Below are 14,352 nucleotides of genomic sequence, written 5' to 3'. Positions count from 1 at the left end.
CAAATTTTCACATATGTTGTTTTGTAACATAGTATTTATCAAGGTCAATCGGAAGGATTGAATATAAGTTTTACCGTAAATCAGGTCAAATGTATTAATTTTTGAGCCCCTGGCGCCGTATTTCGGGCGGGATTTATAAGATACTGCCGGTAAGGTACTTGCCAGAGGGGTTTATGAAAAAGATAGTTGTCGGCTGGACCATTGTGATTTCGCTTTTGAGTTTCCACGGCCGGGCATATACATATCAGAGAGGAGTCGAAGTGTCTTCAGAACATAGTTCCGCCGATTCGCTTCTAACCGAAGCAGACAAGATATTCCAGTCCCGTGACTATCAGGCGGCGCTTGATGGCTACGCCGAAGCTCTCCAACTGGCCAGAGATGAATTCAACCGCTCGATAGAGGTTGAGGCACTGGCGCAAATGGCCCGCATGAAACTTTTGCTGGGCATGAAAGAAGAGGGGCGGGACTATCTCGAGGAGGCGGCTTCGAGGGCTATCGACACCGATCCCATGGGTTGGTCGCGATACCTGGGAGTAAAAGGACGATTCCAATGGAAAGACAACGATCTCGAGTCCGCCCGCAAGACTTTCGATGACCTTTATACTTTCTGCCATCTCAATTCTCTGTGGGGACGGGCAATTGACGCCGCCAATATGCTCGCGATCGTGTCGGCGTCGGTCGATGAGCAAATTGAGTGGAGCAAACGCGGAATAGAAGCCGCTCAGACGGCCGGTGAGGAAAGTTGGCTTGGTCCGTTGTGGAACAACCTCGCCGCCACATATTATGATGAGAAGAGATTCGACTCGGCGTTGGAATGCTATCTCAAGGCGCGCGAATATCACTGGCGGTTCTCCGATGAACCGGGCAAACTGCTCGCTGATTACCACGTGGGGATGACTTACCGGGCTCTTGGGGATATCCAGAACGCCATCAAGTGGCTTCGCCCCGTTCTTGCCTGGGCAGAACGAATGGAAAACGCCTCGGTTATCGGTCAGACCAGCGAGGATCTCGGTGAGATCGCCATCGCGGTTGGCAATGAATCCGAGGGAATCGAATTGCTCAAGACGGCGCGGGAGAATTACCTTGCGGCCGGGTTTGATCAATCGTGGCCGGAGGTCTGGGAGAATATCAATAAGCGGCTGCAGCAATTGGGGCAGTGATTGACCACTAAAGGTTCCTTCTCCTTAAGCGTTCAATTCGATTCGCGAACATTCGGGTTTTACTCAACTCTTCAATTTTAACATAAAAAAACTTGAATGCTGTTTTGAGCGTCATTATTCATACTACCTGTAGCAGAGTGTTCAAACCCTTGATTTGAGGAGAGGTAGCATGTTAAGATCAGGTATAGTCATCGGTCTGGTGGCTTTAGCCATGTTTATTGCGGCCGGATGCGGTGACGACGATTGTCCGAGTTGTCCGACCAACGTTGACACGCTGACGGTGACAGATACGGTTGAGGTACCGCAGGAATTCCCGGCTTATGTAAGCGCCTACCTTCAACTTGACCCGTACGCCTATTTCAACGCAGACATTCTTGGCAACGGCGGCGCCAACCCGTGGGCGGATTCATTCGCGGTGGGCGAGACAGTAGTTAGCTATATCGATGCCAGCTACTGGTGGCATGAAGCCGAGCCCTATTTCTGGATCGAGTGGGAAGAAGGAGGTACTGCTCCGTATATGTACGAAAGCGGCGACCTTGCCGCGGTCACTATTTGGGGTAATGACGGCATGTCGAGCACAGCCAGTGTTGTGATACTGGATTATGACGCTGATGCATCGGTAATAATGGTACCGTCCCTTTATGACACCAGCGTGTACTACGGCAACGATATGGAATTTGCCTGGAGCCGGGTCGAAAACGCCGAATGGTACGGTGTCGAGCTAAATTACCGCGTCGATACCAGCGGTACGGGGCAGTTCAGGTGGTACAACGTGTATACCTATACCTATGACACCACCATGATAGTTCAAGACACGATGATGGGTTACCCGGTCGATCGCGTACACATCTATGCTCTTCCGACAACCGGGCCGGATCCGGAATCGTACACGGGTAACTGGGAAGGTGATTACGCCACCGGAAAGCTCTACAGCATAAGTTATTACGCATATGCCGTGGTTTACTTCGAGAACGAAGGCCCTACTTACAAGGCGGCTGTCGATCGCTCGGCCGAGATACCCGCGAAATCTCCCGGTGAGATTATTGAAGCTGTTTACGAGGCTTACAAGTAGAAGAAAGGTACTTCAGTGCGCCGTAGCCGTCGCGAATATTTGCGACGGCTTTTTTTATCCCGTCACCCAGGGGGGCATGACACCGAGTTCTATTCCGAAAACAACCAGGCCCACCACATACATGAAAGTCGTGATAAGCACAACGCCTATGATGTTCATAATGATGCCCACCTTAATCATATCCGACATGTTAACTTCGCCGGTACCGAAGATGATGGCGTTGGGGTAGCGACAGCCTTGCCGGGCATGATTCCCAGCAGTGGGAACGAGGCGACCGGTAGCAGAGCGGTGACCGGGATCGGGATGGCCTCGGTAATCCACCACGCGGCCATAAGAATGGCTACGGCCGCCGCATTTGTGACAGCTGGATTCTCGGGGTCCAGGTCGAAGAAAATTAGGAGGATGACAGCGAGGACCGGACCGAGAATCAGCCCAATCCTTTGTTTGAGGCCGGCTGTTTCGGTTTCTTCGCTGCTAACGCGCATCTAATAGCCGTATAATAAATTATTTATGAAAATGCCACTTTTTTCTCGGCAGTTAAACTGATTGACAAAGGCGCACAAAACCTTACCTTTCCGGCAGAATGAAGACCAAGAATCAACATACCAAGATCGAAAAGCTGCTTTTGGAAGCGGCCCGGATGTTCAACTCCACCCTGGAGTATGAAGAACTGGTGCAAATGGTGCTCAAACTGGTTTCGACGGCGGTCAATTCCGAAGCGGCCCTGCTTTTCAGGGTGGATCATAACCGCTCGGACATGAAAATCCGCTTCATGAACTGCCTGACCGACTGCCAGATGAACATATTTCACTGGGAGCTGGGTCAGGGCGTCGTGGGGTGGGTGGCGCAATATAAAGAGCCGGTTATTATCAACGATGTTGTGAATGATCCGAGAGTCGATGATAGATTCTGGGAAAGCACGAGCCTTAAGCTCCGGTCATTGCTGTCAGTTCCGCTCATCGGCCGCGGGCAGATGATCGGGGTGATCGAGGCGATGAATAAGATCGACGGTGAGTTCGATGAGTCCGATCTCGATGTTGTCATGGGGCTGGCCAACCAGATCGCCATCGCGATCGATAACGCCAACCTGTATCGTCAGGCCAAAAGAGAGGCCCTCGAGAAAAACCTGCTTTATGAGATCGGCAAGAAATTGTCGGGTTCGCTAAGTCTCGACGAGGTGCTCGAGGAAATCATGCGCTCGCTCAAGCAGGCCATCGAGTACACCAATGGCGGCGTGTTCGTGACCAACCCCGAAACCGGTGAAATCGATTCGATTTATACCGAAGGTTATGATTCGGTGAGCATGGCCGATCTGCATCTCAAATATGGCAAGGGGCTGGTGGGACATGTGGCCACCACCGGTGAGCCGGTACTTGTGCCGGATGTATCCAAAGACGAACACTATATCACCTTTGATCCCAAGACGAAGTGTGAGATGGATGTACCCATCAAAGTGAATGGCCGTGTTATCGGTGTGCTCAATGTTGAATCCGATAAGCTCAACGCGTGGGGTCCGGAAGACCTTTTGCTGCTTACCACCTTTGCGTCGCAGGCTGCGCTGTCCATCGAACGCGCCCGTCTTCACGAGCAACTGCTCAATGGCAGGAAAATCGAAGAGCAGTTGAATATCGCCCGCGAGATACAGCAGAGTTTCCTGCCGAAAGAGGATCCAAAAATCAAAGGGTACGACATCTCCGGCATCAATATCCCCTCCGGACAGGTCGGGGGCGACTACTATGACTTTATTCAGATAGTCGAACACCAGATGGGGATAGCCATTGGTGATGTATCGGGGAAAGGGATTCCCGCCTCGCTGCTCATGGCGGCCTTCCGTGCTTCGCTGATTGCCGAAATTCGCAATAACTACTCTATTCGCACTATCTGCCGCAAAGTGAATGACCTGATGTATGAGTCGATGAAGGCCGGCAATTTCGTTACGGCGGTATATGGTGTGCTTGACGCCAAGAACCATATCCTGACCTTCTCCAATTGCGGGCACAATTTGCCGGTGTTGCTTCGCAGTTCCGGCGAGGTGGAATACCTCAGGGAGGGCGGACCGGTCTTCGGGGTCACTCCGGGCGCCGAATACGAGGAACGCCCTATCTATATCGGCAAAGGAGATGTCGTCGTGCTGTACACCGATGGTGTGGTTGAGGTGTTCGATGATGACAGGCAGGAGTTTGGACTGGATCGCTTGATCGATATCCTCAAAGAGAACAAAGACAGACCATCGGCCGAGATAGAGAACGCCGTTTACCGCTCGGTCAACAGCTTCGCGTCATCGAAACATGTCTTCGATGATTTCACGATGATTGTTCTCAAGCGCACGGAATAGCTTTTCTTCGTGGGGGGAGCACACCGGATCCCGCTTATTTGATTCGCAAATCACTTTGTCATCGTTACCGGCAGGGGAACATCGAGGGGCTGGAAATAATACCATTGCTCGTGGCTCGAGGCAAGAGGTTTCTGATGAATCGCCAGAAGGCCGCTCGGTTGGCTGAAATAGAACTCCCAGAACGAGCCCGTGTACGTTTCCTGCCACGCGCCGAGAGCTTCAAACTGCCCACACCACACTTTCACCAATCCTTCGTAAACGATGTCATCGATCTGCAAGTTCTGGTCCAGGGTAATCCGGCGTACGAACCTGGGGCCATCGGCGCCGCCACCGAGGAAAACCTGATTGGTGTCGCTGATGATGGTGTCAGCCGGAAAAATCTCGATAATCAACTGCGAAGTCAGGTATATGTGGTTGAAGAAAAGCGAAGTGTCACTGAGGATGAATTCACCGTACGGTATGGTTTGAGTGCAGACAGGACACCCGGTGCTCATGAGGTCGGGATAATAGACCACTCCGGAGTCGGATGTATAAGTCAGAGTTGTATCCGATGATACATAACGCCAGTAGGTGGTGTTATATGTCTCCTCATTGAGGATCGGCCGGACGAAGTAGCTCTGGTAGGCAACAGTGTCATCGTAGCGGTTATTTTTGTTGGCGTCGAAATACGGAACCGGCGCTTCACCGGTTAGAGAAGAGTAATACGATTCCTGTCGGCACACCCCGTCACCATCGATATCATCGAAGGGGAATCCGCTCTCCCACGGTTCATCGGGGCCGTTATAGCGGCCATCGTTATTGAGGTCCTGGTTGGAGTCGCAGTCGGCGCAAATGATGAATATGTCGACGCCCGGGTCATAAACGCCGTTTTCGTTGACATCAGTGAACGGTTCGCCGAAGTTCTGCTCCCACCAGAGGTAAATCTCGGAGTATTCCTGCTCGAGGCCGTAGTTTGATTTCAGGACATAGAATTGAGATGTATCGAACTGGACGAATTGGTCCAGGTCGACTTTGGGCTTGACCGGTTCGACCGCGTATTCATCGCAGCCGAACGCGGCTACCAGCACCGTCAGCGCCAGAATCAGAATAAATAAGCAGCGCATAAGACTTCAGCCCTCCCGTGTTTTAGTCGGTTACACCGTCTATAAGAAATACGGAGCGTTCGGGCTAATTTTTGAGCACCATGCGGTAGCGAGCCTTGCCCTGACGGGTCCTGTCAAGAGCCTTGTTGACCTCCGACATCGGCACCACTTCTGTCATGGCTTTGATATTGTGTCGGGCAGCCAGTTGAAGCATCTCGCGAATGGCCATTCTGCCGCCGATAGGACTGCCCACAACTGATTTCTGCTGGAGAATCAGACTGAACGCCGGAATGATCATCGGATTGGTCACGGCCCCGACGATGCAGAGCTTTCCTTTCGGTTTGAGAACATTGAGTATGGCGGGCCAGTCCTGGTCAACGTGGACGGTGGATATGATAAAGTCGAGTGAGCCGACGGCTTTTTCGAAGGCGTCTTTTTCATTGGTCGGGATGAAGTAGTGGGCGCCGAAACCTTTCGCTTCCTGTTCTTTATCGGGCGATGATGAAAAGGCGGTCACTTTGCACCCGATAGCGTTGGCGAACTGAAGAGCCAGATGTCCGAGTCCCCCGATACCGATTACACCGACCTTCTGGTGCGGTCTGACATTGTATTCACGCAGGGGATTATAGACGGTGATACCGCCGCAGAGCAAAGGCGCGGCGCTCTCCGATTCGATAGCATCAGGAATGAAGAAAGCGAAGCGGCTGTCGACGCGGATTGATCTGGCGAATCCACCATGGTTACCCACGCAGGTGGCCTTTATCTCCGGACAGAGATTGTGATCGCCGCTGATACACATATCGCAATGCCAGCAGGCGCCGCATTGCCAGCCGACGCCCACCCGCTGACCGATAGTGAACTTCTTGACACCCACTCCGATATCAGTGACAGTACCGACAATTTCATGTCCCGGAACGATGGGGTACTCGGTGATCTGCCAGTCGTTGTCGATGAGGTGAACATCACTGTGGCAAATACCGCAGTGAGTGATGTCGATATCGATGTCAAAGGGAGCGAGCGGCATGGGTTCGTATTGGAATTTTTCGAGCTGTCCTTTTGCTTTCATCGCAGCGTAACACTTTATCGGCATATCAGGCTCCTTGTCTTCTATCCGGATTAGGAACGTTCGTCTGATTCTATAAACGAGTAAATCGGCAAATAGTGCTATAATTTTTGCGGTGTTTACAAATTTGGCCCCGACCCGGCACCAGCCAAGATAGTTTTACTGGATAGCGAGAATTAGAAGATGTTTGCCTTTTTCAAGGCGCGATGGAATTTGCTTTCTTTCTGGTGAACAAAGGGGATACCGAGTGAATGGAACAGTTTGCGCAGGGCGTCCTCGATAACATCCAGATTGCGCGTGTCCTGAAGTTCCAGTTCCAATTCGTAGTCGACCGAGCCGTCATTGTATTCTGTTTTGTCTATCTCCAACAGATAATTGAAATCGCCAATCTTGAAAACTTTCTTTTGCCTGACATTTTCGAACAATACCAGTCTGGTTAAGTCTCTTTTGCCGATTTTCTGCTTTACGAAATCGATTGGCATATTGTCGAGCGATAAGACATCCTTGGCCAGTGAGATTACGTCGAGCGCCTGGCCTTTCGGGATCTCGGCTTCGATTTCCTGCCTGACGACGGCGATGCCTTCCTCGGCAGGTATGCTTTTTACCGTTATCAGGCCACGACTGCCTTCGGAGCGCACTCTCAGCGCCCACCCTTTGTTGGATAGATGCCGGTCTTCGGAGTCGAAGAAGGCGTTGATGTGTCGTTCCTCTCGCTCTATCTGCCCCAGGAATCCGACGAGTTTGAGGTAATTGGTGAATGAGGCAAGGTCGAGCTTGATTTCGATTTCCCGATTCAGTTCGCTCGCGTCACCCATAGTAAATTCAATATAACCAAAATACCGGCCCGCAACACAATAAATTTCGGCATTTTGACGAGGCAAAACGGGGTCCGAACTTGCCCGGCCGGGTTTGCCGCAAATGAAAAAGCCGGAAACTTAAGGTTTCCGGCTTTAATTCTTCACCTTATTTCAGGTTTCACACTTTGTATTTTTCAGTGATTTCCTCGTTGTTTTCGGCGCTGAAGACCTTAAAATCCTGAGTCTGGATAGTGGTGTCGCGCACAACGTTAATCTGAAAACCAAGTGTTTTCATCATCTGGGTCACGCGGCTTGTACCGTTGTCGGCGAATGTCTCAGCCAGGTGCGGACTGATAGCCAGGTTGAATTTTTTGAATTTCCTGTCAGCCCGGGCGCGGGTAAACCAGCGCTCGATCTTGGTAGACATAGTCTCGCGCGAAAGCACTCGTCCGAGGCCCTGGCAATAAGGACACGGTTCGGAAACCGCGTGAAGATGCGAGGGTCTGACCCGTTCGCGCGTCATTTCGACGATACCGAACTCCGTGACCGGATTAATGGCTCTTTTCGCCCGATCGTGCTCGAAACATCGCTTGAACTCTTCGTACAGTTTACGACGGTTGTCGCGATTGTACATGTCGATGAAGTCGCAGATGATCAGGCCGCCGATATCGCGCAGGCGAATCTGACGGGCGATCTCCCGTGCCGCCTCGACATTGGTCTGATATATCGTGGTTTCCTGGTCGGTGCTTCCCACGAACCGCCCGGTGTTGACATCGATCGTAACCATAGCCTCTGTCTGATCGATTACCAGATAGGCGCCTTTTTTTATCCAGACTTTGCGATCAAGCATTTTGTCGATTTCGGGCTCGAGATTGTACAGGTCGAAAAGCGGGTGATCGCCTTTGTACAGTTCGACCCGGTTTCTCAGCTCGGGAGCGACCTGGCGGGCGAACGATACAACTTTCTTGTAGTCGGCCTTGTTGTCCACGAGTATTCTCTCAACGTCTTCAATGAAGACATCGCGAATCATCGAGACCACCATCTCCGCCTCTTTGTGTATCAGGGCGGGAGCTTTCGAATTATCGGCCTTCTTTTTCAGTTTGGACCAAAGCCTGAGGAGTCTTTTGACGTCGGAGCGAAAATCGCTCTCGGACTTCCCCTCGGCTTCGGTGCGGGCTATCAGTCCGAAACCTTCCGGCCGAAGCGGCGCGAGGGTTTTTCTCAGACGTTTTTTCTCGGCCCAACTGGAGATTCGCTTGGATACTCTAATGTGATCGTCATCGGGCACCAGAACCACGAATCGTCCCGGAATCGAAATATCCGTCGAGATGCGCGGCCCCTTAGTCGAGATTGGTTCTTTGATTACCTGCACCAAAATTTCCTGATTCTTTTTCAGGACCGTTTCGATCCCCTGGCGACGTCTCTTTCGGACTATTTCCGCCGGGGCCTCTTCGTCTTCGTCCTCCGAATCGAAGCGGTGACCGTAGTCGGTGCCTATATCCGATGAATGCAGGTAGGCGGCTTTGGGCATGCCGATGTCGATGAACGCGGCCTGCATTCCCGGCAGTACGGTTTTGATGACACCCTTGTAGATATCTCCAACCATGCGGTCGTTATCGGCGCGTTCCACTTGAAGCTCGACGAGCTTGTCGTCTTCGAGCATGGCAACCCGTTTTTCATAGTCGGTTGAATTGATGAGGATTTCTTTTTTCATTAAGTGTTTTCACCCCCCTTCGGTAAATCCCCGAGTATTTCCCCGATTTCAGGTTTAAATCCGTTTATGAACGATAATCCGTCCATGTTCTTTTTTCCTTCCGGAATGATGCTGGTAAGTTCAATGGCCGAATCGGCGCACTGGACCAGCAAATTTTTTTTGTTTCGTATAATGGTGCCCGGCCGCGTGGCGCGGTCACCTTTTTGATCAGCCATATCGCAGGCCAGAACTTTCAATTTCTTTCCGCGGAAGTACGTGAACGCCCCCGGTCTGGTCGACAGCCCCCGCACGAAGTTTCTTACTTTATCGGCCGGAAAGCCAAAGTCAATCAGGGTATCAAACGGGCTTATCTTCGGGGCGCCGGTAGCTTCATCGTCGTGCTGAGCTACGGCTTTGGCCTGGCCTTTTTCTATAAGATCGATGGTTTCCAGCGCAAACGGTCCGGCCAGACCGGCCAGCCGGTTGTAAAGGGAATCGAAATTCTCATCGTCGTTGATAGCGACCTTCCGCTGCAGGATGACATCGCCGGTGTCGACCTCCTTTTTCAGGTAGAAACTGCTCAGCCCGGTTTCTTTCTCACCGTTTATGAGTGCCCAGTTTATAGGCGCTGCTCCGCGGTATTTGGGCAAGAGCGAGGCGTGGATATTGACCGAGCCGAATTTCGGCAGGGTGAACAGTTTTGGCGGGAGAATTCGAAAAGCAATGACCACAAAGAGGTCCGGCTGACAGGCTTTCAGGCTTTGATAGAGGTCTTCACTTTTCAGCTTCCCCGGCTTGAGGATATCATAGCCCAGCCGGGCCGCGGTTTGGGCAACCTCGGTCGGGGTGAGCTTTTTGCCTCTGCCGGATGGTTTGTCAGGTCCGGTCACCACGGCAAGGACTTCATGCTTGCTGGCGTGAAGGTGCTCCAGGGTGGGGCAGGCAAACGCCGGCGTACCCATGTACACAATTTTCATCAGCGATTTTTACCGTGACAGAACACGAATGTGTGCGTGGCTAACGCGGGAGGAAATAACAGGTTTCAAGCTACGACGCGATCGATAACTTCTTCAGTCGGCCTCTCAGCATGGTCCTCGCCAAAGAGGAGAGGTAATCGATGAAAAGTCTGCCTTCCAGATGGTCATATTCATGCTGAATGGCTCGCGCCGCCAGTCCGTCGGCCTCAAGCTCAAACGGTTGTCCGTCCAAATCCAGGGCTCTGACTTTAACTCTGGCCGGACGGGTAATCTTTTGATATATCCCCGGGAATGAGAGACATCCTTCCTCGTATTCAGATTCGCCGCTGGTCTCGATAATTTCCGGGTTGATAAAAACCTGTAGTTTGGCTGTAATATCTACAGCCGACAAATCGACAATGAAAATACGTTTCAACACGCCGATCTGGACCGCCGAAAGCCCAAGCCCCCGGGCTTTCTTGAGGGTGTCGATCATATCCGACACCAAATCTTTTATCTCCTGGTTGATATTCTCAACCTCCTGCGATTCTTCTCGCAGGACAGGGTCGCCGTATATGACGATCCGCTGTTCAGCCACGGTAACTCCTAAAACTATTTATCCACACGGGCGGCAATGGAGGACTTGAGAAACTCCAGTTTCACATTTTCGCCGATTTTAAGAACAACCCTGTTGTTCTCGTCGTCGATGGCGAAAATGGTCCCGAACATACCGCCGCTGGTTACCACTTTGTCGCCTTTTTTAAGGCTCGTTAACAAATTTTCATGTTCTTTCTGCTTTTTTCGCTGGGGACGAATCAACAGCAGATACATAACCACAAATATTAAGGCAAAGAACCCCAGTTGAACGAGCGCGCCGCCTTCGCCTCCCTGGCCGCCACCCGTCATCAAAATCGGTAAGGTAAATAACAAACTAACTCCTTATAACTTATCGTAAAACAGGTTCACCGGGCTTAGACCGAATATCAAGATAGGTCGCCATCAGTGAACGCAAACTTTATTGGTCGATGTCTAATCGCCTGATAATATAGGCCTTACACAAAAATCTTCCAAGTTTTTTATTCAATGGCTAAAACAGAGAACAAATCGCCGTGTTCCCGATAAAACTAACCGGCACAGGTCTCCTTCAGGCAAAAAGACAATCGGCGAACTTATTATAAAATAAGGTCTTAGGCCAAAACCTCGTTGATCAATGGGTGTGGTCGAAATACGAAGCCGCAAACTTGTCCACCAGTTCACGGAGTTTGGCGGTGTGGGCTTTGTCTGTGGTCTGCTTGCATTTCATGGCCGAAACCAGCATCTGATGTAGAAGACTAATTTCCTCCTGATATTTCTCATAGGCTTGGGCGTTGTCGGCGGTTGCCGGTTTGATGCGCTGGGTCATGAAATACTGTGTCACGATACCCATGAGCTTGTCGGCATGAGCTTCTTTGTTGGTAATCCAGCGCACGAGCTGGTTGTAGTTTTTATCACCCTCGGCGGATAGTTTGTTAATCTCGTCCATGCTCTTCTCGATAGTCGTTATGTCTTCCCTCATGAGTGTGACACGTACCGAATCATCATAAATTCCGCACGGTATTTCACAGTGCGACCAGGCGACCGGCGCGGTTAGAAGGATTATCGCTACCATACCCGTTACGAGACTCGCAAGCGTTTTCATCTTAACCCCTTTCTATCTTGACTTAATTGGCATAAAAGTCGGTGTGGTTGGATAACGGCATTTGAAGCAAGAACAACCAAAAAGGTCGGTTGGTTCTGAAGAAAAAAGCCGGCTCATGCCGGCTTTTTAGAATTCGCCAAGTATTTTCCGAGGGACGGTGGTGAAACAGCGGTTAGCTTCGAGTATACGAGTCACTTGAGAAACTCGTGAATATCCTTCTGATTTTCTTTACTCATTTGGGTTGAGATAAAGCGATCCACTTCTTCGGGAGCTGGGTTTTTTCTATCCGGGTCCGTGACAATCTCCCAGGTTGTCCAGTCGTCTGACTTTTCGAAATATATGAAGCCGACGCCGAATCGCTCACACTCTTTCTGCAAATTCTTGAAGTCGTCGCTTTCCTTCTTGCCGTCGGGTAGGTGAACCGCTAGGTAGCTCTTGTGGGCAAACCGGGAATGCGAGGCCGCTTCGAAGACGCCCTTTACATCTAAGTCATTGGCAGGCTTAATTTCAAACGTAGTCACATCCAGAATCTTGCCTGGAATGAACTCGTACGTTCTGACCGAGATGACCGTGATATCAGGTCTGGTCCATTTTCCGCCAGTCTTTCTGCCTCCTTGATTGGCGGTGACCTGAGTAACACATTTGCGAGGGTCTAGACCCGCGTCTTTTATCCAGAAACCCATTATGACATCATGGCAAGGTTTGTATAAAGATTTTTCCTTTGCATATTTCTTCTTAGTACGTTTTTCAGCGGTTTTTGCAGTACCCGCAACGAGGTATATTGTTCCGCCTTTTCCTCTAGCCTTGCCCAGGGTGCCGTTGTCAATTAGTTCGTTTCTGACAAACCAGTACTCGTCCTCCGTAAAACCGTTCTTCTTTGCTTTAGCTATGAGCCACTGGTTGCTCACAGTAGAACCATTCGACGGGACTTCGCCTAGGATAAATTTGGCGAGTGATTTACGCTTCTGACGGTCGATCTTTAGTTCAGTATCTTCGGGAACTGTGCTTTCAGGGGCTGCGGTGTCACCTTCGGTCTTTGTGGAATTTGTTGTCGATGCATCAAGAACCAAAGCCAACGAACCGCCCTTACCCCTTCCCTTTTTTACTCTTCCTGACTGAACGAGCTTATCCTGCAAGTGCCAATAGTCCTGCTCACTAAGGCCATCGCTTTTAAGTTTCTTGATAAGGGTCCAGTTGCCGACAGTATCTCCATTTGACGGAAGTTCGGCCAAAATTGCATTCAAGAAGGCTTGTTCAACTTCGGGCAACATTGATTTCCCTCCAGATGTGATTGTGACGATTACTGATCAAATATGGCTCACTTAAGTTGGTAAATCAAGATATTTATCCACTTTTGAGGTTCTGCGTTGCCGGATGCGCACGTTAGTCCGAAACAAAAAAGCCGGCTTATGCCGGCTTTTTAGAAGCTATCGTCTGCGCTTAATCAATCTTTGTCGCTGTCTTCGGACTCCGATGAGTCCGACTTGTCACTGGCAAACTTGTCTTTCCACTCTGATAGTTTTCGCGCGATGTCGGGGATGGTGTCGATCAGTTCGCCCCATTTGCCTTTCTGGGCGGGAAGCAGCCGGATGCCTTTTTCATCCATGATAATAAATGCCGCCGGTTCGATTTTGGCTCCTCCTCCTCCACCACCACCGTAACCGCTGCCTTTTTTGTTGTCTTCGCCTTGGCCGCCGCCGGCTCCGAATCCGACTGAAATTTTCACCACCGGTATTACCGTCTTATCGCCGACCGTGATGGGTTTGCCGATTATCGTCTCCGATTTGGATATCTCGCGGAGTTCTCCGACAACTCCTTTGAGTATTTCGACCACGTTATTGGACATCCTGGTCTCCTTTCTTTTTGCCTATCGCCAGTTTTATTAAATCTCTCAGGGGGAGTTTATATATAAAGACTATGGTCCTCAATGCTATTCGGTACACCGGTATTGCCAGGGAAAGACGCACGGAGCCGCCGAAATACTGTTGATCCCACCGGGGAATATAGCGGAACCGTCCGGCGATGGCCGGAACGGCCCCCAGGGCGGCCTGATAGTATCCGAATACCGTGCCGGTTACGTCGGGAGTGTCGAACCCCGCCTCAATTTCACCTTCCAGTTGTTCGATAATAATGCTCCGCAGCAGCGATATGAGGTAGCCGAACGCGGCAGAAGCGACCGGTGGAAGCACTTTTAGGAAGTCACGGACGGGCCGTTGACGCCCGGCCTTTTCGGGTTTCTGTTTCTTCTGAAGTTTTTCTTTTGACTCCCGTTTCTCTTTGGCGGGTTTTTTTGCCCCGGCGGTTTTTCCCTCGGCCAGGTCGATTGTCTTAATATTCATCCCGAACAGTTTGATCTTTCCTTCGCGGCGTACGAAATCGAACTCGGGACCACTCCGGCCAAGCCCGACGAACAGCAGTCGCCGCTTTGGGGACAGGTGAACACGGACTCTTACCCTTAGCAACATCAACGCGACAAAAAGTATCAGTAATGTGAGAAGGAAATAGAGCATCTCGAA

General features: G+C 50.9%; 16 protein-coding genes. 3 read left to right on the top strand and 13 right to left on the bottom strand.

Translation table 11 applies throughout. The features are described from left to right. The first annotated feature begins 173 nt into the window (after positions 1-173). The gene (locus AB1483_05865) at positions 174-1,160 is read left to right on the top strand and encodes a tetratricopeptide repeat protein (protein ID MEW6411986.1); all 987 of its coding nucleotides are present in this window, start codon (positions 174-176) and stop codon (positions 1,158-1,160) included. Positions 1,161-1,329: 169 nt separating this feature from the next. Next, positions 1,330-2,232, top strand: coding sequence for a hypothetical protein (locus AB1483_05860; GenBank protein ID MEW6411985.1), 903 nt, complete (start codon positions 1,330-1,332; stop codon positions 2,230-2,232). Between the two features lie 54 nt (positions 2,233-2,286). Here the strand turns inward: AB1483_05860 and AB1483_05855 are convergent, their stop codons facing one another. After that, positions 2,287-2,421: a hypothetical protein gene (locus tag AB1483_05855; protein ID MEW6411984.1), complete on the bottom strand. Its 135-nt coding sequence runs from the start codon at positions 2,419-2,421 to the stop codon at positions 2,287-2,289. Next, positions 2,409-2,717, bottom strand: a complete 309-nt coding sequence (locus AB1483_05850; GenBank protein ID MEW6411983.1) for a hypothetical protein — start codon at positions 2,715-2,717, stop codon at positions 2,409-2,411. The genes AB1483_05855 and AB1483_05850 overlap by 13 nt, the downstream gene beginning before the upstream one ends. A gap of 98 nt (positions 2,718-2,815) precedes the next feature. On the opposite strand from AB1483_05850, the gene AB1483_05845 reads away from it, so the two are divergent. After that, entirely contained in the window at positions 2,816-4,567 is a 1,752-nt protein-coding gene (locus AB1483_05845; GenBank protein MEW6411982.1) for a GAF domain-containing SpoIIE family protein phosphatase, read from the top strand. 50 nt (positions 4,568-4,617) lie between these two features. On the opposite strand, the gene AB1483_05840 is transcribed toward AB1483_05845, so the two are convergent. The 11 genes from AB1483_05840 to AB1483_05790 all read right to left on the bottom strand — a co-directional run bounded on the left by AB1483_05840 (position 4,618) and on the right by AB1483_05790 (position 14,346). Continuing rightward, entirely contained in the window at positions 4,618-5,670 is a 1,053-nt protein-coding gene (locus tag AB1483_05840; GenBank protein ID MEW6411981.1) for a hypothetical protein, read from the bottom strand. Between the two features lie 64 nt (positions 5,671-5,734). Further along, positions 5,735-6,739, bottom strand: a complete 1,005-nt coding sequence (locus AB1483_05835; protein ID MEW6411980.1) for an NAD(P)-dependent alcohol dehydrogenase — start codon at positions 6,737-6,739, stop codon at positions 5,735-5,737. Positions 6,740-6,888: 149 nt separating this feature from the next. After that, positions 6,889-7,527: a CYTH domain-containing protein gene (locus AB1483_05830; GenBank protein MEW6411979.1), complete on the bottom strand. Its 639-nt coding sequence runs from the start codon at positions 7,525-7,527 to the stop codon at positions 6,889-6,891. Positions 7,528-7,687: 160 nt separating this feature from the next. After that, the gene (locus AB1483_05825; protein MEW6411978.1) at positions 7,688-9,223 is read right to left on the bottom strand and encodes an Rne/Rng family ribonuclease; all 1,536 of its coding nucleotides are present in this window, start codon (positions 9,221-9,223) and stop codon (positions 7,688-7,690) included. Continuing rightward, complete coding sequence (fmt, locus tag AB1483_05820) at positions 9,223-10,179, bottom strand: methionyl-tRNA formyltransferase (protein MEW6411977.1); 957 nt, start codon at positions 10,177-10,179, stop codon at positions 9,223-9,225. The genes AB1483_05825 and fmt overlap by 1 nt, the downstream gene beginning before the upstream one ends. 70 nt (positions 10,180-10,249) lie before the next feature. After that, the gene (gene def, locus AB1483_05815; GenBank protein MEW6411976.1) at positions 10,250-10,756 is read right to left on the bottom strand and encodes a peptide deformylase; all 507 of its coding nucleotides are present in this window, start codon (positions 10,754-10,756) and stop codon (positions 10,250-10,252) included. Between the two features lie 14 nt (positions 10,757-10,770). Beyond that, a complete protein-coding gene (gene yajC, locus AB1483_05810; protein MEW6411975.1) occupies positions 10,771-11,088 on the bottom strand; it encodes a preprotein translocase subunit YajC in 318 nt (105 codons plus the stop codon). A 277-nt stretch (positions 11,089-11,365) separates the two neighbouring features. Next, entirely contained in the window at positions 11,366-11,836 is a 471-nt protein-coding gene (locus tag AB1483_05805) for a superoxide dismutase [Ni] (protein MEW6411974.1), read from the bottom strand. Positions 11,837-12,027: 191 nt separating this feature from the next. Next, positions 12,028-13,107 (bottom strand): hypothetical protein, encoded by a 1,080-nt coding sequence (locus AB1483_05800; protein MEW6411973.1) that lies wholly within the window; start codon positions 13,105-13,107, stop codon positions 12,028-12,030. 173 nt (positions 13,108-13,280) lie between these two features. Beyond that, positions 13,281-13,682, bottom strand: a complete 402-nt coding sequence (locus tag AB1483_05795; GenBank protein ID MEW6411972.1) for a spore germination protein GerW family protein — start codon at positions 13,680-13,682, stop codon at positions 13,281-13,283. Further along, a complete protein-coding gene (locus tag AB1483_05790; protein MEW6411971.1) occupies positions 13,672-14,346 on the bottom strand; it encodes a hypothetical protein in 675 nt (224 codons plus the stop codon). The genes AB1483_05795 and AB1483_05790 overlap by 11 nt, the downstream gene beginning before the upstream one ends. Between the last annotated feature and the right edge of the window lie 6 nt (positions 14,347-14,352).

This window comes from Candidatus Zixiibacteriota bacterium (genome assembly GCA_040756055.1).
Classification (GTDB): Bacteria; Zixibacteria; MSB-5A5; order GN15; family FEB-12.
The sequence above is the reverse complement of the archived record's forward strand: the minus strand, read 5'-3'. Positions and strand labels throughout refer to the sequence as shown.